The organism is Streptomyces bambusae (genome assembly GCF_019400985.1).
GTDB lineage: Bacteria > Actinomycetota > Actinomycetes > Streptomycetales > Streptomycetaceae > Streptomyces > Streptomyces bambusae_A.
Genome location: NZ_WTFF01000117.1, coordinates 1 through 21,032 on the forward strand (window position 1 = coordinate 1; position 21,032 = coordinate 21,032).

At 73.4% G+C, this 21,032-nt stretch carries 16 protein-coding genes and 1 pseudogene; 5 read left to right on the forward strand and 12 right to left on the reverse strand.

Annotation, left to right across the window (positions count from 1 at the left end; all coding sequences use genetic code 11):
* The 3 genes from GPJ59_RS17735 to GPJ59_RS17745 all read left to right on the forward strand — a co-directional run.
* A partial coding sequence (locus GPJ59_RS17735) for a ferritin-like domain-containing protein (RefSeq protein ID WP_219668163.1) occupies window positions 1-336 on the forward strand: 336 nt, incomplete at its 5' end.
* A gap of 16 nt (window positions 337-352) precedes the next feature.
* Complete coding sequence (locus GPJ59_RS17740; RefSeq protein ID WP_219668164.1) at window positions 353-1,249, forward strand: aminoglycoside phosphotransferase family protein; 897 nt, start codon at window positions 353-355, stop codon at window positions 1,247-1,249.
* A gap of 43 nt (window positions 1,250-1,292) precedes the next feature.
* On the forward strand, window positions 1,293-2,237 hold the full coding sequence (locus tag GPJ59_RS17745; protein ID WP_258024550.1) for a slipin family protein: 945 nt from the start codon (window positions 1,293-1,295) through the stop codon (window positions 2,235-2,237).
* A gap of 249 nt (window positions 2,238-2,486) precedes the next feature.
* On the opposite strand, the gene GPJ59_RS17750 is transcribed toward GPJ59_RS17745, so the two are convergent.
* The 9 genes from GPJ59_RS17750 to hemC form a co-directional block, all read right to left on the reverse strand.
* Window positions 2,487-4,184: a proline--tRNA ligase gene (locus GPJ59_RS17750; protein WP_219668165.1), complete on the reverse strand. Its 1,698-nt coding sequence runs from the start codon at window positions 4,182-4,184 to the stop codon at window positions 2,487-2,489.
* Between the two features lie 171 nt (window positions 4,185-4,355).
* Window positions 4,356-4,904 (reverse strand): GNAT family N-acetyltransferase, encoded by a 549-nt coding sequence (locus tag GPJ59_RS17755; protein ID WP_219668166.1) that lies wholly within the window; start codon window positions 4,902-4,904, stop codon window positions 4,356-4,358.
* Window positions 4,905-4,932: 28 nt separating this feature from the next.
* Entirely contained in the window at window positions 4,933-5,775 is an 843-nt protein-coding gene (locus GPJ59_RS17760; protein ID WP_219668177.1) for a GNAT family N-acetyltransferase, read from the reverse strand.
* A gap of 208 nt (window positions 5,776-5,983) precedes the next feature.
* Window positions 5,984-7,141: a flavodoxin-dependent (E)-4-hydroxy-3-methylbut-2-enyl-diphosphate synthase gene (gene ispG / locus GPJ59_RS17765; protein ID WP_219668167.1), complete on the reverse strand. Its 1,158-nt coding sequence runs from the start codon at window positions 7,139-7,141 to the stop codon at window positions 5,984-5,986.
* Between the two features lie 198 nt (window positions 7,142-7,339).
* Window positions 7,340-8,641 (reverse strand): M50 family metallopeptidase, encoded by a 1,302-nt coding sequence (locus GPJ59_RS17770; protein WP_219668168.1) that lies wholly within the window; start codon window positions 8,639-8,641, stop codon window positions 7,340-7,342.
* A complete protein-coding gene (dxr, locus tag GPJ59_RS17775; protein ID WP_219668169.1) occupies window positions 8,638-9,888 on the reverse strand; it encodes a 1-deoxy-D-xylulose-5-phosphate reductoisomerase in 1,251 nt (416 codons plus the stop codon). The genes GPJ59_RS17770 and dxr overlap by 4 nt, the downstream gene beginning before the upstream one ends.
* Window positions 9,889-9,990: 102 nt before the next feature.
* A complete protein-coding gene (locus GPJ59_RS17780; protein WP_219668170.1) occupies window positions 9,991-11,355 on the reverse strand; it encodes a hypothetical protein in 1,365 nt (454 codons plus the stop codon).
* A 58-nt stretch (window positions 11,356-11,413) separates the two neighbouring features.
* Window positions 11,414-13,360 carry an acyl-CoA dehydrogenase family protein gene (locus GPJ59_RS17785; protein WP_219668171.1) on the reverse strand — a complete coding sequence of 649 codons (1,947 nt, stop codon included), beginning with the start codon at window positions 13,358-13,360 and terminating at the stop codon, window positions 11,414-11,416.
* Window positions 13,361-13,523: 163 nt separating this feature from the next.
* Window positions 13,524-14,456: a hydroxymethylbilane synthase gene (gene hemC, locus GPJ59_RS17790; protein ID WP_308120347.1), complete on the reverse strand. Its 933-nt coding sequence runs from the start codon at window positions 14,454-14,456 to the stop codon at window positions 13,524-13,526.
* Between the two features lie 226 nt (window positions 14,457-14,682).
* On the opposite strand from hemC, the pseudogene GPJ59_RS37530 reads away from it, so the two are divergent.
* Both GPJ59_RS37530 and GPJ59_RS17795 read left to right on the forward strand, forming a co-directional pair.
* Window positions 14,683-14,934 (forward strand): annotated as a pseudogene (locus GPJ59_RS37530) (hypothetical protein); the annotation flags it as partial.
* Between the two features lie 8 nt (window positions 14,935-14,942).
* Complete coding sequence (locus GPJ59_RS17795) at window positions 14,943-15,632, forward strand: YdcF family protein (RefSeq protein ID WP_219668173.1); 690 nt, start codon at window positions 14,943-14,945, stop codon at window positions 15,630-15,632.
* 399 nt (window positions 15,633-16,031) lie between these two features.
* On the opposite strand, the gene GPJ59_RS17800 is transcribed toward GPJ59_RS17795, so the two are convergent.
* The 3 genes from GPJ59_RS17800 to GPJ59_RS17810 form a co-directional block, all read right to left on the reverse strand.
* Window positions 16,032-17,477 carry an aldehyde dehydrogenase family protein gene (locus tag GPJ59_RS17800; protein WP_219668174.1) on the reverse strand — a complete coding sequence of 482 codons (1,446 nt, stop codon included), beginning with the start codon at window positions 17,475-17,477 and terminating at the stop codon, window positions 16,032-16,034.
* A 194-nt stretch (window positions 17,478-17,671) separates the two neighbouring features.
* A complete protein-coding gene (locus GPJ59_RS17805) occupies window positions 17,672-19,249 on the reverse strand; it encodes a PucR family transcriptional regulator (protein ID WP_219668175.1) in 1,578 nt (525 codons plus the stop codon).
* A 199-nt stretch (window positions 19,250-19,448) separates the two neighbouring features.
* On the reverse strand, window positions 19,449-21,032 hold a 1,584-nt coding region (locus GPJ59_RS17810; protein WP_219668176.1), incomplete at its 5' end, for an ATP-binding protein.

Genomic DNA, 21,032 nt, shown 5'->3' on the forward strand with positions numbered 1-21,032 from the left:
ACCGAGGCCCGCGACGCGTACGGCGGCCATGTCGCCCGACGCGACGCGTTGGTGCGGACCGTGCGCGAGCTGGGCGGCGTACCGCGGCCGGCGGAGGCGGCGTACGCCCTGCCGTACGAGGTGCGCACCCCCGGGGACGTGGAGCGGCTGGCGGCCGACATCGAGGACAAGGTGGCGGGCGCGTACTCCGATCTGGTGCGGGCCGCGCAGGGCCCCTTGCGCCGGGAGGCGGCCGACGCGCTGAGCGAGGCGGCGGTCCGCGCGGCACGCTGGCGCGGGGTCGGCGTAGCCTTCCCTGGGCTCGCGGAACGATCGGATCGAGCCAAGCACAGCTGAAAGGGACCCCGCACGTATGGCTTTCGAACCGCCGCAGCGGCTTGTCCGGGCGCTCGGCGAGGCACCGGAATCGGCCCAGGACACCGAGTGGCTGGGGCTCCTGCCCCGGCTCGCCGAGGAGGCGGCGGCGCGGCGCGGCGTGCGGGTCCAGCGGGTACAGGCCCCCGGTGGGCGCAGCAGCCTGGTCCTCCTCGTGCACTACCCCGACGGGACGCCCGCGGCGCTGAAGCTGGCTCCGCCGTCGGCCCGGCCTGACCGGGAGCTGGCGGCGCTGGCGCACTGGGGCGGCTTCGGTGCGGTGCGGGTGCTGGACACCCGGCACGACGACGACGCGCTGCTGCTGGAACGACTCCAGCCGGAGGTGTCGCTGCGGTCGCTGCCGGAGGCGAAGGCGCTGCTGGAGGCGGCGGGCACGATCCGCCGGCTGTGGGTGGCGCCGGCCGCGGACCACGGTTTCGAGACGGTCGCGGAGCGCACCGCCCGGCAGGGCGTCGCGATGGCCAAGGCCGACGAGGTGGCGCAGCCGCTGGTACGGGTGGCGCTCGCGGTACGCGACGAGCTGACGGCGCAGGGCCAGGAGGAGTTCCTGCTGCACGGCAACTTCCGGCAGGGCAAGGTGCTGGCGGGCGAGCGGGCCCCGTGGCTGACGGTCGGCCCGGAGCCGCTGGTGGGCGACCGCGCGTACGACCTGGCCCGGCTGGTGCGGGACCGGCTGGAGGACCAGGTCGCCTCCTCGACGGGCGCGTCGGGTGCCCGGCGCCGGGTGAACAAGCTGGCCGACTCGCTGGAGCTGGACCGGGACCGGGTGCGGGGCTGGACGCTGTTCCGGGCGGTGGAGTCCGGCACCCGGGCGCTGGCCGCGGGGCGGCGCAGGGACGCGGAGCTGTTGCTGGAGTTCGCCGGCTGGCTGTAGGGGCATACGGTTAGTACGAAGGTATGCCTGGCAGGGGGCCGTCATGGTCGAAGAACTGCTGACAGCGGCAATCGCGGCGGGCGTCGGAGTCGCCGTCTACCTGGCCGGCGCGGCACGCGTCGTGAAGCAGTACGAGCGGGGACTGGTCTTCCGCTTCGGTCGGCTGCGCCAGGGGGTCCGGGGCCCCGGATTCACGATGGTCGTCCCCGTGGTGGACCACATCCGCAAGGTGAACATGCAGATCGTGACGCTGCCGGTGCCGGCCCAGGAGGGCATCACCCGGGACAACGTGACGGTCCGCGTCGACGCGGTCGTCTACTTCCGGGTGATCGACCCGGCGAACGCGATCATCGAGGTCGAGGACTACCGGTTCGCCGTCTCGCAGATGGCCCAGACCTCGCTGCGGTCGATCATCGGCAAGTCGGACCTGGACGACCTGCTGTCCAACCGGGAGAAGCTGAACGAGGGGCTGGAGCTGATGATCGACAGCCCGGCGGTCGGCTGGGGCGTGCAGATCGACCGGGTGGAGATCAAGGACGTGTCGCTGCCGGAGACGATGAAGCGGTCGATGGCGCGGCAGGCGGAGGCCGACCGGGAGCGCCGCGCCCGGGTGATCAACGCGGACGCGGAGCTCCAGGCCTCGCGGAAGCTGGCGGAGGCGGCCGGGGTGATGGCGGACCAGCCCGCCGCGCTGCAACTGCGGCTGCTGCAGACGGTGGTGGCGGTGGCCGCCGAGAAGAACTCGACGCTGGTCCTGCCCTTCCCGGTGGAACTCCTGCGCTTCTTGGAGCGCGCGACCGAGGCGCAACCGGTCCCGCAGGAGGCGGCGGAGCGGGCCGGTGGGAGCGGGGCCCGGACGGACCGGGCCGCCCCCGCGTCCCGGGCGCAGGTCGCCACGCCGGCGGAGCCGCGTCCGCCGGAGCCGCATTCGCCCGAGCAGGCGGTCGGGCCCAAGGCCCCGGCCGAACCCCCGGCGTCGGCTGCGTAGCCGCGGGGTCCGCTGCGCGGGGCCTTTCCCCTACCCGCCCCTTCCCGAACTGGGGCTCCGCCCCAGACCCTCCCCCAGACTTCGTCCGGGGGTACCCCCACCCCTCAAACGCCGGCGGGGCTGGATTTGCTGCGCAAATCCAGCCCGCGCGGCGTTTGAGCGCACGGGCGCGGAGCGCACGTATGGGGGTCTGGGGGCGCAGCCCCCAGTTCGGGAAGGGGCGGGTAGGGGAAGAAGCCGCCCGGAGGGCTACGTCAGGCGGGACAGGGCCTCGGTGAGAGGGAGTTCCTCGCGGGTGCCCGTCGCCCGGTCCTGGAGTTCGAGGACGCCCTCGGATGCCCGGCGGCCCGCGACCAGGATCCACGGCACGCCGATGAGCTCCGCGTCCGTGAGCTTCACGCCGGGTGACAGGCCCGCGCGGTCGTCCAGCAGGACCCGGAGGCCGGCCTCCGCCAGAGCCGTCGCGGCCTGTTCCGCCAGCGCCAGCGGGACGGCCTTGCCGGCGGCGACCACGTGGACGTCGGCCGGCGCGACCGACGCCGGCCAGCACAGCCCCCGCCCGTCCGCCGTCTGCTCGGCCAGCGCCGCGACCACGCGCGAGACCCCGATGCCGTAGGAGCCCATGGTCACGCGGACCGGCTTGCCCTCCCGGCCCAGCACGTCGAGGCCGAACGCATCGGCGTACTTGCGGCCCAGCTGGAAGATGTGGCCCACCTCGATGGCCCGGTCCAGGGACAGCCCCGCCCCGCACTCCGGGCAGGGGTCGCCCGGCTCCACCACGACCACGTCCAGGTACCGGTCCACCTCGAAGTCCCGGCCGCAGACCACGTTGCGGGCGTGCGTGTCCGGCCGGTTCGCACCGGTCACCCAGGCCGTGCCGGGCGCCACCCGCGGGTCGGCCAGGTAGCGGACCTTGTCCAGGCCCTGCGGGCCGACGTACCCGCGGACCAGGTCGGGCCGGTCCACGAAGTCCTCCGCGGTGACCAGTTCGACCACCGCGGGCGCCAGGTGCTCGCCCAGCTTGCCCAGGTCGACCTCGCGGTCGCCCGGCACCCCGACGGCCACGATCTCGCCGTCCACCTTCACCAGCAGGTTCTTCAGCGTCGCCGACGCCGGCACGCCCAGGTGCGCCGCCAGCGTCTCGATCGTGGGGGTGTCCGGGGTGTCCAGCTCCTCGACCGGCCCGGCGGCTTCCGCCGCCACGGGCGCGGGCGGGTAGGTCACGGCCTCGGTGTTGGCCGCGTACCCGCACGCCGCGCACGAGGCGAACGTGTCCTCGCCCGCGGCGGCCGGCGCGAGGAACTCCTCCGACGCCGATCCGCCCATCGCGCCCGAGACCGCCGAGACGATCCGGTGGTCCAGGCCGAGCCGGGTGAAGATCCGCTGGTACGCGGCCCGGTGGAGCGCGTACGAGTGCTCCAGGCCCTCGTCGCTCACGTCGAAGGAGTAGGAGTCCTTCATCTGGAACTCGCGCCCGCGCAGCACGCCCGACCGCGGCCGCGCCTCGTCCCGGTACTTGGTCTGGATCTGGTACAGCATCACCGGCAGGTCCTTGTAGGACGTGCACTGGTCCTTCACCACCTGGGTGAAGATCTCCTCGTGGGTGGGGCCGAGCAGGTAGTCGGCGCCCTTGCGGTCCCTGAGCCGGAAGAGCAGGTCGCCGTACTCGTCCCAGCGCCCGCTGACCTCGTACGGCTCGCGCGGCAGCAGCGCGGGCAGCAGCACCTCCTGCGCCCCGATCGCGTCCATCTCCTCGCGCACCACGCGGGAGACGTTCTCCAGCACCTTGCGGCCCAGTGGCAGCCAGATCCACACCCCCGCGGAGCTGCGGCGGACGTAGCCGGCTCGGACGAGCAGCTTGTGGCTGAGGGTCTCGGCGTCGGCGGGGTCCTCCCGCAGGGTCTTGGCCAGGAGGGTGGACATGCGCTGGATGACGTGAGTGGACATGCCGGGAGACTAGCGGTCTCGGGGAAGTGGGGTGCGTTCCCGCGTCGTCCGGTGCGGTGCATCGGCGTGCTGCCGTATCGCCCTCGTACTGGACGTACTTGGGTGATGCGGCAGTGCGGCGAGGTGCCGTGCCGGGCGGTGCGGGGGCGTGCCCCACTTCCCCGAGACCGCTCAGCGGCGGAGCAGGGGAAGGGGCGCGCCCATTACGGCGTACGGGAGGCTCGCGCTGGGGAAGTGCACCTGCCGGGCCAGGTCGGTGTAGCCCAGTGACCGGTAGAGCCCGCGGGCCGGGCTCTCGGTGTCGATGGCGGAGAGGATGGAGCGCGGCTCGGCGGCCGTGTCCGTGATCCGGGTGATCAGCTCGCGGCCGACGCCGTGGCCCTGGAACCCGGGGTGGACGTGCAGCTCGGTGATGACGAACGAGCCGTCGAGCCAGCCGTCGTTGCCCTCGGCCCGCAGGTACGGCTCGACGACCGTGGACCACCAGTGGGTGCGGTCGTTGGGCATGCCGTAGACGAAGCCGGCCAGTGCCCCGTCGTCGGTGAAGGCGCCCAGCGCCCGGGCGCCGGGGCAGGTCATGTGGCGCTGCACGATGTACCGCCGGATGCCGACCTCCTCCTCGCTGAGGCCGAAGGCGACGGCCTGCACCCGCAGCGCCTCGTCCACGCGGGCGCCGAGGTCGAGGGGGCCGATCTCCAGACCGGCGGGTGAGGTCACCATGCGGTGACCTTACTTCGCGACGGCGTGATCAGAACAGGACACTCATGAATGCGCCGACCTCGCGGAAGCCGACGCGGCGGTAGGCCGCCCGCGCCGCGGTGTTGAAGTCGTTGACGTAGAGGCTGACCACGGGCGCCACGTCGCGCAGCGCGTACTCGACCACGGCGGCCATGCCGGTCTCGGAGTGGCCGTGGCCGCGGAACTCCGGGGCCACCCAGACCCCCTGGATCTGGCAGGCGCGGGCGGTGGCCGCGCCGATCTCGGCCTTGAAGACGACCTTGCCGTCCTCGACGCGGGCGAAGGAGCGGCCGCTGCCGACGAGCTCGGCGACCCTCGCCTGGTACAGGAGTCCGCCGTCGCCCGCGAGCGGCGAGATGCCGACCTCCTCGGTGAACATGGCCACGCACGCGGGCATGATCAGGTCCATCTCGTCCTTGCGCACCCGGCGGACCAGCGGGTCGGGCGCGACCTCCCGCGAGGGTTCCTCGGTGACCATCAGCGGCTGGTGGGCCCGGACGTCGCGGGCGGGCCCCCAGTGGGGCTCCAGCAGCCGCCACAGCGGCCCGGCGGCCTCGGCGGGGCCCACGATGGAGGAGCAGCGGCGGCCGGTGCGGCGGGCCCGGTCGGCGAAGGCCCGGACGGCCTCGGGGGTGGCGCAGACGGGCACGAGGTTGGCGCCGGAGTAGCACAGCGAGCGCAGCGCGCCGTCCTCGTAGTAGCCCCACATCTCGCCGCCCAGCCGCCACGGGTCGAGGCCCGCCACCTGGACGCGGGCGGCCACGAAGGCGTTCGCGACCGGATCGCGGTCGAGCACTTCGAGCGCGGCGTCGAGGTCGCTGGGCTCGAGGACCCTGGTGGTGGTCTGCGTCAACACTGTGGGGGCCTCACCATGCAAGTCTGCTGATCTGTCGCACTGTACCCGCAGCGACTGGCGGATGCCGCGTCGTGGAGGTCACGAAAAGGCCCCGGCCCCGCCCCGCGAGCTGCGGGAACGGGGCCGGGGTCGAGGTGCCTCGGGGCCGGCGGGGGCGGGGCGGGCCGGCCGGCGGGGTCTGCCGGCGGGGTGGGACGCGTCGGGATCAGCCGGCGACGGCGACGGTCGGCTCGCCGGACATGACGCCGTCCTTCTCCATCTGCTCGGCGATCTTCAGCGCCTCCTCGATCAGGGTCTCGACGATCTTCGACTCGGGGACGGTCTTGATGACCTCGCCCTTGACGAAGATCTGGCCCTTGCCGTTGCCGGAGGCGACGCCGAGGTCGGCCTCGCGGGCCTCGCCGGGGCCGTTGACGACGCAGCCCATGACGGCGACGCGCAGCGGGACCTCCATGCCCTCCAGGCCCGCGCTGACCTCCTCGGCCAGCTTGTAGACGTCCACCTGGGCGCGGCCGCAGGACGGGCAGGAGACGATCTCCAGGCGGCGCTGGCGCAGGTTCAGCGACTCCAGGATCTGGATGCCGACCTTGATCTCCTCGGCCGGCGGGGCGGAGAGCGAGACCCGGATGGTGTCGCCGATGCCCTGGGAGAGCAGGGCGCCGAAGGCGACGGCCGACTTGATGGTGCCCTGGAAGGCGGGGCCGGCCTCGGTGACGCCGAGGTGCAGCGGGTAGTCGCAGCGGGCGGCGAGCTGGCGGTAGGCCTCGACCATGACGACCGGGTCGTTGTGCTTGACCGAGATCTTGATGTCGCGGAAGTCGTGCTCCTCGAAGAGGGAGGCCTCCCACAGCGCGGACTCCACCAGCGCCTCGGGGGTGGCCTTGCCGTACTTCTGGAGCAGGCGGCGGTCGAGCGAGCCGGCGTTGACGCCGATGCGGATCGGAGTGCCGGCGTCGTTCGCCGCCTTGGCGATCTCCTTGACCTTGTCGTCGAACTGCTTGATGTTGCCCGGGTTCACGCGGACCGCGGCGCAGCCGGCGTCGATGGCCGCGAAGACGTACTTGGGCTGGAAGTGGATGTCCGCGATCACCGGGATCTGCGACTTCTTCGCGATGGTCGCGAGCGCGTCGGCGTCGTCCTGGGTCGGGCAGGCCACGCGGACGATCTGGCAGCCGGAGGCGGTGAGCTCGGCGATCTGCTGGAGGGTGGCGCCGATGTCGGACGTGCGCGTGGTGGTCATCGACTGCACGGAGACGGGCGCGTCACCGCCGACGGCCACGGAACCGACCTGGATCTTGCGGCTGACCCGTCGGTCGGCGAGCTTCGTCGGCACGGACGGCATTCCGAGAGAGATGGCAGTCATCTGCTGTGCAACCCCAAGGTGTGGATCAAGGTCCCGAGATCGGCGGGCTCCGGGCTTCGAGATTACGCCACGCCGCACGCGCCCCGTGCACCCGCCGGGACGCCGGGCCGGGCCGGGCCGGCGCCGGCCCCCGAAATGTAAGGGGCCGGACACGTATCGTGCCCGGCCCCCTGCTTCTTCGGCCGATCCCTCACCCGATCAGGTGATCTTGATGGGGTTCACCACGTCGGCGATCAGGACGAGCAGCGTGAAGCAGACGAACACGCCCGCCACCACGTACGCGAGCGGCATGAGCCGCGCGACGTCGAACGGACCGGGGTCCGGGCGGCGGAAGAGCCGCGCGGTGTGGCGGCGTACGGACTCCCACAGGGCGCCCGCGATGTGGCCGCCGTCCAGCGGCAGCAGCGGCAGCATGTTGAACAGGAACAGCGAGAGGTTGAACGCGGCCAGCGTGTTCAGGCTCAGCACCAGGATGTGCGTGGCGGGCAGGTCGAGGGTGAAGATCTCGCCGTTGATCCGGGCCGCGCCGACGATGCCCATCGGGCCGTTCGGGTCGCGCTCGGCGCCGTTGAACGCGGCGTCCCACAGCGGCGGGATCTTGGCCGGGAGGTCGATCAGGGCCTCGGCGCTGGCCTGCACCATGTCGCCCATGCGGGAGACCGCCTGGCCGAAGGACTGCTCGACGTACCCGTCGGCCGGGGTGAAGCCGAGCCAGCCCGCGGAGACGTACTCGTCCTTGACGTAGCGGCCCTTGTCGTCGGTCTTGCTGACCTTGTTCTCGATCAGGGTGGGGTGCAGGTCGATGCGCTTGCCGTCCCGCTCGACCGTGACGGTGGCGGGGCCGATCGTCCCGCGGATCTTCTTCTGCAGGGTGGACCAGTCGTCGATCTTCGCGCCGTTGAAGGCCACGATCCGGTCGCCGGGGGCCAGGCCCGCCGCGGCGGCGGGTGCCACGCGGTCGCCGGGCTTGCAGGAGTCCCGCTTCTCGGTCGGCGCGACGACGCACGCCGAGACCGAGCTGACCTGCGTCGTCGTGGTGTTGACGCCGAAGGCCATGAGCGTGGTCAGGAAGATCCCCACCGCCAGGACCAGGTTCATGAACGGCCCGGCGAACATGACGATGACGCGCTTCCAGGGCTTGCGCGTGTAGAACAGCCGCGTCTCGTCGCCCGGCTTGAGCTCCTCGTACGCCGCCGAGCGGGCGTCCTCGATCATCGCGCGGAACGGGGACGTCGAGCGGGCGCTGACCTTGCCGTCCTCGCCGGGCGGGAACATGCCGATCATGCGGATGTAGCCGCCCATCGGGACGGCCTTGATCCCGTACTCCGTCTCGCCCTTGTGCCGCGACCAGATCGTCGGGCCGAAGCCGACCATGTACTGCGGCACGCGGACGCCGAAGAGCTTGGCCGTGGAGAGGTGGCCCAGCTCGTGCCAGGCGATGGAGACGAGGAGACCGAGCACGAAGACGACTATCCCGATCACCGTCATGAGAATCGTCATGCGCGCGCCTCCACGGCGGTCCGGGCCGCCAGCTCCCTCGCCCGGGCACGGGCCCAGGCCTCTGCTTCGAGGACGTCGTCGAGGGTCAGCGAGGTTCCCGCGCCCGGCGTCCCGTGGTCCTCGACCACTGCGGCGACGGTATCCACGATTGCTGTGAACGGCAGCCTTCCCGCGAGGAAGGCGTCGACGCACTCCTCGTTCGCCGCGTTGAAGACGGCGGGGGCGGTGCCGCCCAGGGTACCCACGTGCCGGGCCAGGCCCACGGAGGGGAAGGCCTCGGTGTCCAGGGGGAAGAACTCCCAGGTGGAGGCCTTGCTCCAGTCGAAGGCGGGGGCGGCGTCGGGAATCCGGTGCGGCCAGCCGAGGCCGATCGCGATCGGCCCGCGCATGTCCGGCGGGGTCGCCTGGGCGAGTGTGGAGCCGTCGGTGAACTCCACCATCGAGTGAACGTAGGACTGCGGGTGGACCACGACCTCGATGCGGTCGAAGGGGATGTCGTACAGCAGGTGCGCCTCGATCACCTCCAGCCCCTTGTTGACCAGGGTCGCCGAGTTGACCGTGATGACCGGTCCCATGGCCCAGGTCGGGTGCGCGAGCGCGTCCTCGATGGTGACCTCGGCGAGCTCGGCGCGGGTGCGGCCGCGGAAGGGCCCGCCGGAGGCGGTGACCACGAGCTTGCGCACGTCGGCCCGGGTGCCGGCGGCGAGCGCCTGGAAGAGCGCGGCGTGCTCCGAGTCCACCGGGATGATCTGGCCGGGCGCGGCCAGGGCCTTCACCAGCGGGCCGCCGACGATCAGCGACTCCTTGTTGGCGAGGGCGAGGGTGCGGCCGGCGCGCAGCGCGGCGAGGGTGGGCGCGAGGCCGATGGAGCCGGTGATGCCGTTGAGGACCGTGTGGCACTCGGACGCGGCGAGCTCGGTGGCCGCGTCGGGTCCGGCGAGGACCTCCGGCTGCGGCTCGGCGCCGTACTGGGCGCTCAGCGCCTCTTTCAGGGCCGGTACGACGTCCTCGCGGGCGACGGCGACGGTCCGTACGCGCAGCTGCCGGGCCTGCTCGGCGAGCAGGCCGACACGGCCGCCGGCCGCGGACAGGCCGGTCACCCGGAACAGGTCGGGGTTGCGCAGGACCAGGTCGATGGCCTGGGTCCCGATGGACCCGGTGGAGCCGAGGATGACGATGTCCCGGCGGCCGGCCGCGGCGTCGAAGAGGAGGTGCGGATCGGCAAGGGGGGCTGGGCTGTCGCTCATCCCCCCATTGTTGCCGCATGCCGGGTGCGCCCGGGCACGCACTCCCCCTGTTCGGGCTGTTCGGGCGGCGGGGGCGGGACGACAGGGTCCAGCTGCATCTGGCTAGCGGCCGACGTCGGTGCCCTCGGTGACCGCGGCGAGCAGCTCGGGGAGGGTGCCGGGGAAGTCCGGCAGCGCCCGGGCTGCCTGCCACCAGGCGTCCGGGTCCCGGCCGAGCGCCGCGTCGAGCAGCCGGTCCGCCTCGGCGCGGGCGGCGAGCACGGCCGCGGGCCGGTCGTGCCGGTCGGGGTGGTCGACGACGCCGAGCCAGTGGTCCTCGTCCAGGGCCCAGGCGGCGGGCGCCTTGTGCCGTACGACGTCCTCGCCGGTGAGCACGCCCCGGTCGAGGCAGGCGCGCACCCAGCGGACGTCCTCCGCCAGGTCGCCCATGGCGTTGGGCACGGCCAGGCTGGCGAGCGCGAGCTCGCGGTCGACGCTGCCGAGGGGGCGGGGCGGGGCGGGGGCGAGCGCCTCGACGGCGCGGCGGACGGCGGCTGCGGTGTCTGTGTCTTGTTCCACGTCGTCTTGATCTATGTCGTCCTGTTCTACGTCGTCTTGTTGTTCTGCGTCGCTGCCGGCCGCCTCGGTCGCGCGCCCCGCCACCACCGCCGCCGCGAGGTCCGGGAGGGTGCCCGGGAAGCCGGGGGCGGCCCGGCGCAGCCGGGCCCACAGCCGCAGGTCGTCGCCCAGCGCCGGCCGGAGCAGCCGGTGCACGGCGGAGCGCATTTCGGCCAGCTCCGGCAGGGCCCAGCGCAGCCCGGCGGACACGTGCAGGTCCGCCAGCAGCAGGGCCCGGCGGGCGGGGGCGACGTGGGCGGCGAGCTCGTCGGGGGTGAGCAGGCCCATGCGGACGGCCCGTACCGCCGGCCGGTGCCAGGCGGGGCCGTCCGTATGCTGCGCCCGGGTGTCGAGCAGGGCCAGGCAGACCGTGCGCGGCAGCCGGCCGACGAGCAGCAGGGCCTCGACCGCGCCGGGAGGCAGCGGCTCGCGGGCTTGCTCGGCAAGCAGCAGCTCAGGGTCGAGCTCGTGCGGCAGCGTGAGCACGTCGAGTGCGGTCCGGGGCCGTCGGCGGCCGTGCCGGCGCAGTACGCCGACCAGGTCGGGGCCGGTGAGCGGGCCGGGGCCCAGTTGTCGGCGGAGCTCCGGCGGCGGGCCGGGGCGGGCGGCGTACCGTACGGGCCCGGGCAGGCCGGGCAGCGGCCGGCCGAGCACGTGGGGGTTGCGGGCGACCGTCCGGCGGTCCTCGTCGCTGCCCTCGCGCAGCAGCAGGGTCACGGCCGCGCCCGGCAGGTACTGGTCACGGGCGAGGTAGCGGCGGGTGGCCGGATCCAGCCGCCGCAGCAGCCCGGCCGTCACCGCGTCCGGTGCGTGGCGCAGCAGGTGCGCCACGCACCAGGCGAGCCGTCTGAACTCCCGGTCCACATCCATCCGCTTCCCCGCTCACCGCTCCCCTACGCCTGTCCGGCGCCGGGGCGATGATCGCAGGTCAGCGGATGGGGCGGTGGACGTTTTCGTGCACGGACGGGCCGGGGGCGGCGTCGGCGATCCAGGGGCCGTCGCCGGAGGGGTCGAGCACGCCCTCCTCCAGCCAGGTGTAGGTGCCGGTGAGGACCCCGGCGACGACCTTGCGGTCGAGGTCGTCGGTGTTGGCCCAGAGCCGGCCGAAGAGCTCCTCGATGCGCAGCCGGGACTGGCGGCAGAAGGCGTCGGCGAGCTGGTAGGCCTCCCGTCCGTGCTCGCCGGTGGCCCGCAGGTGCTCGGCGCGGACGCAGGCCGCGCTCATGGCGAAGAGCTCGGCGCCGATGTCGACGATCCGGCCCAGGAAGCCCTGCTTGGTCTCCATCCGGCCCTGCCAGCGCGACATGGCGTAGAAGGTGGACCGGGCGAGTTTGCGGGCGCCGCGTTCGACGTAGCGCAGGTGGACGGCGAGGTCGGGGTGGCCGGCCGGGTGGAACTCGCGGTAGGTGCCGGGCACCTGTCCGGGGCCGGCGGCCAGCTTCGGCAGCCAGCGGGCGTAGAACCCGGCGGCGCGGGCGCCCGCCTTCGCCTTGTCGCCGAGCGCCTTGTCGGGGTCGATGAGGTCGCCGGCGACGGAGAGGTGGGCGTCGACGGCCTCCCGTGCGATCAGCAGGTGCATGATCTCGGTCGAGCCCTCGAAGATCCGGTTGATCCGCATGTCGCGCAGGAGCTGCTCGGTCGCGACGGCCCGCTCGCCGCGTGCGGCCAGGGACTCGGCGGTCTCGAAGCCGCGGCCGCCGCGGATCTGGACCAGCTCGTCGGCCATCAGCCAGGCCATCTCGCTGCCGTAGAGCTTGGCCAGGGCCGCCTCGATGCGGATGTCGTTGCGGTCCTCGTCGGCCATCTGGGAGGAGAGGTCGACGACGGCTTCGAGGGCGAAGGTGGTGGCGGCGATGAAGGAGATCTTCGATCCGACGGCCTCGTGCCGGGCGACCGGCCGGCCCCACTGCTCGCGGACCGCCGACCACTCGCGGGCGATCTTCAGGCACCACTTGCCGGCGCCGACGCACATCGCGGGCAGCGAGAGGCGGCCGGTGTTGAGGGTGGTGAGGGCGATCTTCAGGCCGGCGCCCTCGGGGCCGATCCGGTTCGCCGCGGGCACCCTGACCCGGTGGAAGCGGGTGACGCCGTTCTCCAGTCCGCGCAGCCCCATGAAGGCGTTGCGGTGCTCCACGGTGATGCCGGGCGAGTCGGCCTCGACGACGAAGGCGGTGATGCCGCCCTTGTGGCCCTCGCTGCGGGGCACCCGGGCCATGACCACGAGGAGGTCGGCGACCACGCCGTTGGTGGTCCACAGCTTCACGCCGTCCAGGACGTACGCGTCCTCGCCGTCGGGGACGGCGGTGGTGGCCAGCCGGGCCGGGTCGGAGCCGACGTCGGGCTCGGTGAGGAGGAAGGCGCTGATGTCGGTGGTGGCGCAGCGGGGCAGGAAGGCTTCCTTCTGCTCCGGGGTGCCGAAGATCTTCAGCGGCTGGGGGACGCCGATCGACTGGTGGGCGGAGAGCAGGGCGCCGACGGCCGGGTTGGCCGAGCCGACGAGGGCGAGGGCCTTGTTGTAGTACACCTGGGTCAGGCCCAGGCCCCCGTACTTCGGGTCGATCTTCATCCCGAGGGCGCCGAGTTCCTTCAGGCCCCGCACGGTCTCGTCCGGGATCCGCGCCTCGCGCTCGATGCGGGCGCCGTCGATCTCGTTCTCGCAGAATTCCCGCAGCCGGGCGAGGAAGGCCTCGCCGCGCCGTACGTCCTCGCCGTCGGGCAGGGGATGGGGGTGGATCAGGTCCAGCCGGAACCGGCCGAGGAACAGTTCCTTGGCGAAGCTGGGCTTGCGCCAGTCCTGTTCCCGGGCCGCTTCCGCCACCTGCCGGGCCTCGCGCTCGGTCACCTTGGGCTGTGATGCGGGCTGTGTTGCGGACATGAGGGGGCTCACCTCGCCGCCGAGTCGGGTCGCTACCGATGGGTGCTACCTGTGAGTCGTACCCTGCCCGGCTCCCCGGGAAAAGCCGGGGCGGTCCACCCGGATGAAACCGACCCGGAACCGCCCCCGGGAAAGGGGGGGACGGCCGGCTGCCGGTGGCGGGTCAGTGCGGGATGCTGTCGATGACCTCGCGGGCGCCCTGTCGCAGGAGGGCGACGGCGACGGACGTGCCGAGGGTGGCAGGGTCGAGGCGGCCGGCCCACTCGTGGGCGCCCAGCACCACCTTGCCGTCGGGGGTGAACACCGAGGCCCGCAGGGAGAGGTCCCCGCTGCGCTCCGCCCGGGCGTAGCCGGCGATCGGGCTGTTGCAGTGCCCCTGGAGGACGTGGAGGAGCATGCGCTCGGCGAGGGTCTCGCGGTGGCTGTCCGGGTGGCCGAGGGCACTGACGGTGTCGATGAGTTCGGTGTCGTCCTCCCGGCACTGGAGCGCGAGGGTGCCGGCTCCGATGGGCGGCATGAGGATGTCGGCGGAGATGATCTCGCTGATGGCGTCCGCGCGACCGATGCGGCGGAGGCCTGCGACGGCCAGGAGGAGCGCATCGGCGTCGCCCGCTTGGAGTTTGGCGAGGCGGCTGTTCGCGTTGCCGCGGATCGGGACGCACGTGAGGTGCGGGTACGCCGCGGCGAGCTGGGCGATCCGGCGTACGGAGGAGGTGCCGATGCGGGTACCGGGCGGCAGCTGGTCGAGGGTGAGCCCCTCGGGGTGGACCAAGGCGTCGCGGATGTCGTCGCGCTCCAGGAAGGCGGCGAAGGTGGTCCCGGCCGGCAGCGGGCGGTCGGCCGGGACGTCCTTGACACAGTGCACGGCGAGGTCGGCCTCACCCGCGAGGATCGCCGCGTCGACCTCCTTGGTGAAGGCGCCCTTCCCCTCGACCGCGCTGAGGTCTCCCATCCACTTGTCGCCGGTGGTCTTCACCGGCAGGACGGTGGTCTCGATCCCGGGGTGGAGCGCGGCGAGCTCGGCGCGGACGCGCTCCACCTGGGCGAGGGCCATCGGCGAATCACGGGAGACGATGCGAATCAGATCAGCGGGCACGGGGGCACGATAGACCCTCAGAGGCGGGCGGCGACCACCAGCCCGGAAGCCCACCGCATGGGCGTGACACGGAAGTTGGGGACTTCGGGAAGCCGATCGAGGAAGCGGTCCACCCGCGGCTGGTGACCGTCCGGCCATGTGACCTGCGGGAGCATGTCGTCCACGACGTAGAGGGCGCCGCCGTGGTCACGGAGATGGCCGGGCAGCTCGAAGCCTCGGCCCGCCAGTACGCCAGGCGCTCGACTGCATCGACATCGCCCGCTCAACCGGGTCCGTCGACTCCCCCATGCAGCGCGTCCGGTTGGACACCGCGTACTCGCACATCCTTCTGTCCGACCCGGCCACCCGCGATGATGGGTTGACCGTCCTCGACGACGCGGCGCGTATGGCCTCCCAGCACGGCCTGAGCCATCAGCTCCGTAGCATCGAGGGAATCCGGCGGTCGTACGACGACCCGCGGACCCTCGTGTCGAGGTGAAGGCAGCGATGATCGAGGGAGTCCCCGTGCCGGACCGTGCAGAGCGCACCATCACCGACGAGCAGTGGAACGACGCCGTGCTGATCTGGCGCTATCACCAGATGGGCCACGAGGTACGTCCCTGCTCGGCGGCCATCGGCCTGGGTAGCCACGACCTCGGCGTCGCCACCGCTTCCGCCGACCTCTACGGCGCCGGCCTCTTCCCCGTCGTCGTCTTCAGCGGCGGGAACAGCCCGACCACGGCCGCCCGCTTCCCACGCGGTGAGGCAGTCCACTACCGCGAGCACGCCCTCGGCCTGGGCGTCCCCGACGCAGCGATCCTGCTGGAGACCAAGGCCGGGAACACCGGCCAGAACATCACGCTGTCCCGAGAGGTGCTGCGCGAGGCCGGCGTGGAGGTCGAGTCGCTGCTCCTGATCTCCAAGCCGTACATGGAGCGCGGCTCGTACGCCACGTGCCGCAAGCTCTGGCCGGAGGTCGAGGTCGTCTGCACCTCCGAGCCGCTTGAGTTCGACGACTACATCAAGTCCATCGGCGACGAGAAGCTCGTCGTCGACATGCTCGTGGGCGACCTGCAAAGGGTCATCGAGTACCCGGCGCTCGGCTTCGCCGTCGAGCAGGACGTACCGGGAGACATCCATGACGCGTACGAGCGTCTCCTGCGCGCCGGCTTCGACAGCAGGCTCATCAGCTCGTGACACCGACACCGCTCCTCCGGGGGCGGTGTGCGCGGCATGCGCTACGTCGAGCACCGTGCCTTCTCGGACGTCGACGTGGCCGTCGTGCCCTTCCTGCCACCGGAGAGGTCGGGGCCGCCGTGGGAGCATGCGCAATCCATCAGCGCCCTGTGGGCCTTGGCAGCGGTGGGCGCTCGTGGGGTGCGCCAAGAGTTGCATGACGCTGCTTCCCGCGCGCGTGAGGCGTAGCGACCGGTCGCGGAAGCACGCTCACCTTGGCCAAGAGCGTTGGGCCGGTGTTCCCACGCGTTGAGGAGATCAGCCAAGATCCGACGCTTTTCGCAGGTCAGGGCCGGGAGAAGGGGGACGGTCTGAGCCCCCGCACAGTGGGCTCAGACCGTCCGGTTCGTGGGGTACGGGTCAGATGTCGAGGCCGGTCAGGACCAGGACGCGCTCGTACGTGTAGTCGTCCATCGCGTAGCGGACGCCCTCGCGGCCGACGCCCGACTGCTTGACGCCGCCGTAGGGCATCTGGTCGGCGCGGTAGGACGGGGCGTCGCCGATGATGACGCCGCCGACCTCGAGCTCGCGGTGGGCGCGGAAGGCGACCTGGATGTCGTGCGTGAAGACGCCGGTCTGCAGGCCGTACTTCGAGCTGTTGACCGTGGCGAAGGCCTCGTCCGTGTTCTCGGCCCTGTGCAGGGTGAGGACCGGGCCGAAGGCCTCCTCGCAGGCGAGGGTGACGCCGTCGGGCAGCTCGGCGAGGACGGTCGGCTCGTACGAGGCGCCCTCGCGCTTGCCGCCGGTGAGCAGCTTGGCGCCGGCGGAGACGGCCTCGTCGACCCAGGACTCGACGCGCTTGGCGGCGTCCTCGGAGACCAGCGGGCCGACGTCGGTGGCGTCGTCGGCCGGGTCGCCGGTGACCTGGGCCTGGACCTTGGCGACGACCTTCTCGACCAGGCGGTCGTAGACGGAGGCGTCGGCGATCACGCGCTGCACGGAGATGCAGGACTGGCCGGCCTGGTAGTTGGAGAAGGTGGCGATGCGGGTCGCGGCCCAGTCGAGGTCGGCCTCGGAGGACCAGTCGGCGAGGACCACGGCCGCGGCGTTGCCGCCGAGCTCCAGGGTGCAGTGCTTGTGCGGCACGGACTCCTGGATGGCGTGGCCGACCTTGTCGGAGCCGGTGAAGGAGATGACCGGGAGGCGCTCGTCCTTGACGAGGGCGGGCATCCGGTCGTTGGCGACCGGCAGGACCGACCAGGAGCCGGCGGGCAGGTCGGTCTCGGCGAGCAGCTCGCCGAGCAGGAGCGCGGAGAGCGGGGTGGCCGGGGCCGGCTTGAGGATGATGGGGGCGCCGACGGCGATGGCCGGGGCGACCTTGTGGGCGCACAGGTTCAGCGGGAAGTTGAACGGCGCGATGCCGAGGACCGGGCCCTTGACGAAGCGGCGGGTCAGGGCGAGCCGGCCGACGCCGCCGGCGTCGGTGTCCAGGCGCTGGGCCTCGCCGCCGTTGAAGCGGCGGGCCTCCTCCGCGGCGAAGCGGAACACGGACACCGCACGGCCGACCTCACCGCGGGCCCACTTGATGGGCTTGCCGTTCTCGGCGGAGATCAGCTGGGCGATCTCCTCGGTGCGCTCGACGAGCCGCTTGGACACGTGGTCCAGGGCGGCGGCGCGGACGTGGGCGGGGGTCGCGGAGAACTCCGCCGTCACGGCGTGCGCCGCGGCCACGGCCTCTTCGACCTGGGCGTCGGTGGGCACGCTGACGGTGCCGACCAGACGGCCGTCCCACGGGTTGTGGACGTCGAAGCTGTCCTCGCCGGCGGCCTGGCGGCCGGCGAGCCAGAAGGCGTGGGTGGAAGTCATGCGAATCCCGGCCCTTCGGATGTGTGCGGGTCCTTGTCCCCACCACCGTAGGGCCCCGTGCCCGGATCGTCGTTTGTCCGGCATGGAGCGCGGTGCGGCGCCGCTTCGCCGCTTTGTCACTGTCCTTACGGGAGGCGCACCGCCGCAAAGCGGTACGAATCGCTGCGGGCAGGCGCTGCGGTCAGGCGCTGCGGTCAGGCCGGGGAGCTGGCCTTCAGGGCCAGCCACAGCTCCATCCGGACGTCCGGGTCGTCCAGGGAGCGGCCGAGGATCTCCTCGACGCGCCGCATCCGGTAGCGCAGGGTGTGCCGGTGGACGCCGAGGTCGGCGGCGGCCGCGTCCCACTGGCCGTGCCGGGACAGCCAGGCCTGGAGCGAGGCCTCCAGGTCGCCCCGCCCGGTCGCGTCGTGCTCGCGCAGCGCCCGCAGCGTGCCGTCGGCGAACGCCCGTACGGCGTCGTCGGCCAGCAGGGGCAGTACGGAGCCGGCCGCCAGGTCCTCGTGCTCGACCAGCGGGCGGCCGCGCCGGCGGGCCACCGCCAGCGCCTGGTCGGCCTGGGTGAAGGCGGTCCCGGCGCCGGCCGGGCCGGCCGGCGCGGACATCCCCACCACGAGCTCGTCCGGCTCGGGTCCGCTGCTCTCGCGGCCACGCCGGGACTCCTGGGCCTCGGCCTGGTCGGCGACGGCCTGGACGGCGGCCCCGCCGTCGGCCGCGAGGACCACCAGCCGGCCGGGCTCCGGCACCACCAGGACGGCCTCGCCGGTGCGGGCTGCGGCCGATTCCACCGTGTCGGCGAGCTGGGCGAGTCCCTCGGGCCCGGCGGTGCCGGGTAGCGCCGCCTCGGCCACGACCAGCCGGAACGGCGCCTGGAGCAGTCCGCCGTAGAGGTCTGCGGCCACCTCCTGGGCGTGTTCGGCCTCCCCGGCCAGCAGCATCCGCAGCACGGCCGCGCCCAGCCGGGACTCGGCGTCGTGCAGCGAGCGGGAGCGTTCCGTGGTCAGTGTCAGCAGGGCCACGGCGGAGTGGACGGCGTACCGCTCGGCCGTGCCCAGCGGCGCCCCGGTGCCGACGGCCAGGGCGCCGCGGCCGCGCCGGCCGGTGCCCAGGGACTGCAGCTCGACCCGGTCGTCCGAGCCGCCGACGACGGCGCTGGCCGGGGCCGGCCGCTCGCGCAGCCGCTCGACGTCCGGGGTGAGCCGGGCGGCGCGGCGGGCGGCCCAGTCGGGGGCGGCCGCTACCACCTGGCCGGAGGCGTCGTACAGCGCGGCCCAGCCGTGGACGTGGGAGGCGAGCTTCGCGAGGAGCTCGGCGGGCCCGTCGGAGGACAGGGCGGCCCGGGTAAGTTCGCGCTGGGCCTCGAAGCCGGCGGTCACCGCCCGGTACTGGTCGGCGGCGAGCGCCGCCGAGACGGCCTTGCTGATGGCGAGGAACGGGGTGCGCCGCGGCACCTCCAGCAGCGGGAGGTCCGCCTCCCGTGCCGCCTCGACCAGGGCGTCGGGGACGGCGTCGTAGTTCACGCCGATGGCGAAGCCGATGCCGACGACGCCGGCCGCGGACAGCCGGCGCACGTAGCGGCGCATCTCCTCGGGGTCCTCGGCGTCCAGCTTCATCGCCGTGATCAGCAGCAGCTCGCCGCCCTCCATGTAGGGGACGGGGTCGGCGAGCTCGCTGACGTGCGCCCAGCGCACGGGGGTGTCGAGGCGCCCCTCCCCCGCCCGGACGCTGAGCTTGAGCGCCGAGTGCTGGACGAGCGAGGCGAGGGTGAGGGGCATCGGGGACTTCCGGGCTTCCGTTACGACTCTGAGGATTTTCGCCGTGTCGTATGAACGGCTCAGCTCGATTCTGCCATCTCGTACGGGTTCCCTCAGCCCGGTCCGGCCACCTCGTACGCGCTCCCTCAGCCCGGTCCGGCCGCCTTGTAGGGCTCCCTCAGCCCGGTCCGGCCACCTCGTACGAGGCCTCGCCCCGCCGCTATCCGGCCAGCTCGACCAGCAGCGGGGCGGCCCGCTCGCCGCGTACGGTCGTCAGCGAGAGCACCGCGCACCCCGGCGGCACGGCGTGCGCGAGGTCCGAGGCGGACCAGCGCTCGCGCTCGACCTGCCGGACGGTCACCGCGTCGGTGGTGACGGCCTTGCCGGTGACGAGCTTGCGGAAGGCGTTGACCATCCGGGTGAAGGCCTGGTCGGCGTAGACGTCCCGGCTGGTGACGTCCCGGGTCTCCACCCACTCGGTGCCCCAGGCCTCCGCGAACCGCTTGCCGTCCCAGGTGGTGACCCCGGAGAAGGCCATCCGGCAGCCGACCGCGCCGAGCAGCGGGGTGCGCAGCCCCTCCGGCACGTCCTCCAGGGTCCGCAGCGTGAGCAGCACCCCGGCGTGCGCGGACCGCAGCCGCTGCACCCCGCGCACGGTCTGCGGGGTGAGGGTGGCCGAGGCGTCGTCGAAGGCCAGGAAGGCGAACAGGGAGCGGTCGGCGCGCGCGGCGGCGCTGTGGGTGAACTGCGCGAGCAGCAGCCGGGCCAGCATCCGGGAGGCGTCGGCATGGGCGCGCTCGGGCAGGTCGATGCGGACCCGCAGGGGGTGCTCCAGGAAGCTGAGCGAGAACATCCGGTTCTGCCCGGTGGTGTCGAAGGAGCCGGCGAAGACGGGCCGGTCCAGCAGCGCCACCCGGTCGGCCAGCAGCGGCCCGGGGTCGCCGTGGGCGCCGTACTGGCGCTCGCGCGCGTCGAGCTCGCGCAGCATGGCGTACTGCCCGGCGCCCTGGAGGTCCTCGCGCAGCATGCCGACGGCGGCCGGCACCTGGTCGAGCAGCTCGCGCAGCTCGGGGACGGTCGGGAAGCGCCCGTAGGCGGCCCGGAACGGCCCGAGCAGCTGGGCGAGCGCGGTGGCCGCGCGGCGCACGTCGATGACGGGTACGTCGCCGACGAAGGCCTCGGCGAGCAGGGTGGCGGCCTCGTCGGGGTCGGCGGTGCCGCCGTAGAGGTCGAGGTCGTGCACGGAGGCCGGGTCGCCGATGCGCACCACCACGTCGTAGGCCTCGTCCGGGCCGAGCTGGGTGCCGGGCGCGCCGACCGCGATGACGGCGGCCTGGCCGGCCAGTGCCTGGAGGGCCAGCGACTCGACGACCGGGCGGACCAGCCGCGCGGTCTTGCCGGCGCCGGGCGGCCCGACGGCCAGCAGCGAGGTGCCGAGCACCTCGGGGCCGAGGGCGAGGCCGGTGCCGCGCCGGGCGTACGGGTTGCGCTCGGCGTCGGTGACGGTGCCGAGCCGGACCTGGCGGACCACCAGGTCGTGGCGGGCGGCCCGGACGGGCAGGTCGCGGGAGCCGGAGGGGTGCAGGCAGGCCGCGGCGCCCTTGGCGCGCACGGAGTCGGCGAAGGCGGTGAACCGGGCCGGGTCCGCCTGGACTGACTCCCAGGCGCGGTGGATGCGGGCGTAGTCGACGTCGCCCATCCGGCCGGCGCCGATCTCGGCGGCGAGGCGGTCGGCGGCGTCGGCCAGCCCCGCGCCGCGCAGCGGGGTGAAGCGGACGGGGTCGTCCTCGGCGCCTTCGGCGGC

Excerpts from the sequence above, each read along its gene's own strand:
- GPJ59_RS17755 (WP_219668166.1), bottom strand. The coding sequence starts at position 4,904 with ATGGTGACCTCACCCGCCGGTCTGGAGATCGGCCCCCTCGACCTCGGC.
- dxr (WP_219668169.1), bottom strand. The coding sequence starts at position 9,888 with ATGAGCGACAGCCCAGCCCCCCTTGCCGATCCGCACCTCCTCTTCGAC.
- GPJ59_RS17800 (WP_219668174.1), bottom strand. The coding sequence starts at position 17,477 with ATGACTTCCACCCACGCCTTCTGGCTCGCCGGCCGCCAGGCCGCCGGC.
- GPJ59_RS17795 (WP_219668173.1), top strand. The coding sequence starts at position 14,943 with ATGATCGAGGGAGTCCCCGTGCCGGACCGTGCAGAGCGCACCATCACC.
- GPJ59_RS17750 (WP_219668165.1), bottom strand. The coding sequence starts at position 4,184 with ATGTCCACTCACGTCATCCAGCGCATGTCCACCCTCCTGGCCAAGACC.
- GPJ59_RS17740 (WP_219668164.1), top strand. The coding sequence starts at position 353 with ATGGCTTTCGAACCGCCGCAGCGGCTTGTCCGGGCGCTCGGCGAGGCA.
- GPJ59_RS17805 (WP_219668175.1), bottom strand. The coding sequence starts at position 19,249 with ATGCCCCTCACCCTCGCCTCGCTCGTCCAGCACTCGGCGCTCAAGCTC.
- ispG (WP_219668167.1), bottom strand. The coding sequence starts at position 7,141 with ATGACTGCCATCTCTCTCGGAATGCCGTCCGTGCCGACGAAGCTCGCC.
- GPJ59_RS17745 (WP_258024550.1), top strand. The coding sequence starts at position 1,293 with ATGGTCGAAGAACTGCTGACAGCGGCAATCGCGGCGGGCGTCGGAGTC.
- GPJ59_RS17780 (WP_219668170.1), bottom strand. The coding sequence starts at position 11,355 with ATGGATGTGGACCGGGAGTTCAGACGGCTCGCCTGGTGCGTGGCGCAC.
- GPJ59_RS17770 (WP_219668168.1), bottom strand. The coding sequence starts at position 8,641 with ATGACGATTCTCATGACGGTGATCGGGATAGTCGTCTTCGTGCTCGGT.
- GPJ59_RS17785 (WP_219668171.1), bottom strand. The coding sequence starts at position 13,360 with ATGTCCGCAACACAGCCCGCATCACAGCCCAAGGTGACCGAGCGCGAG.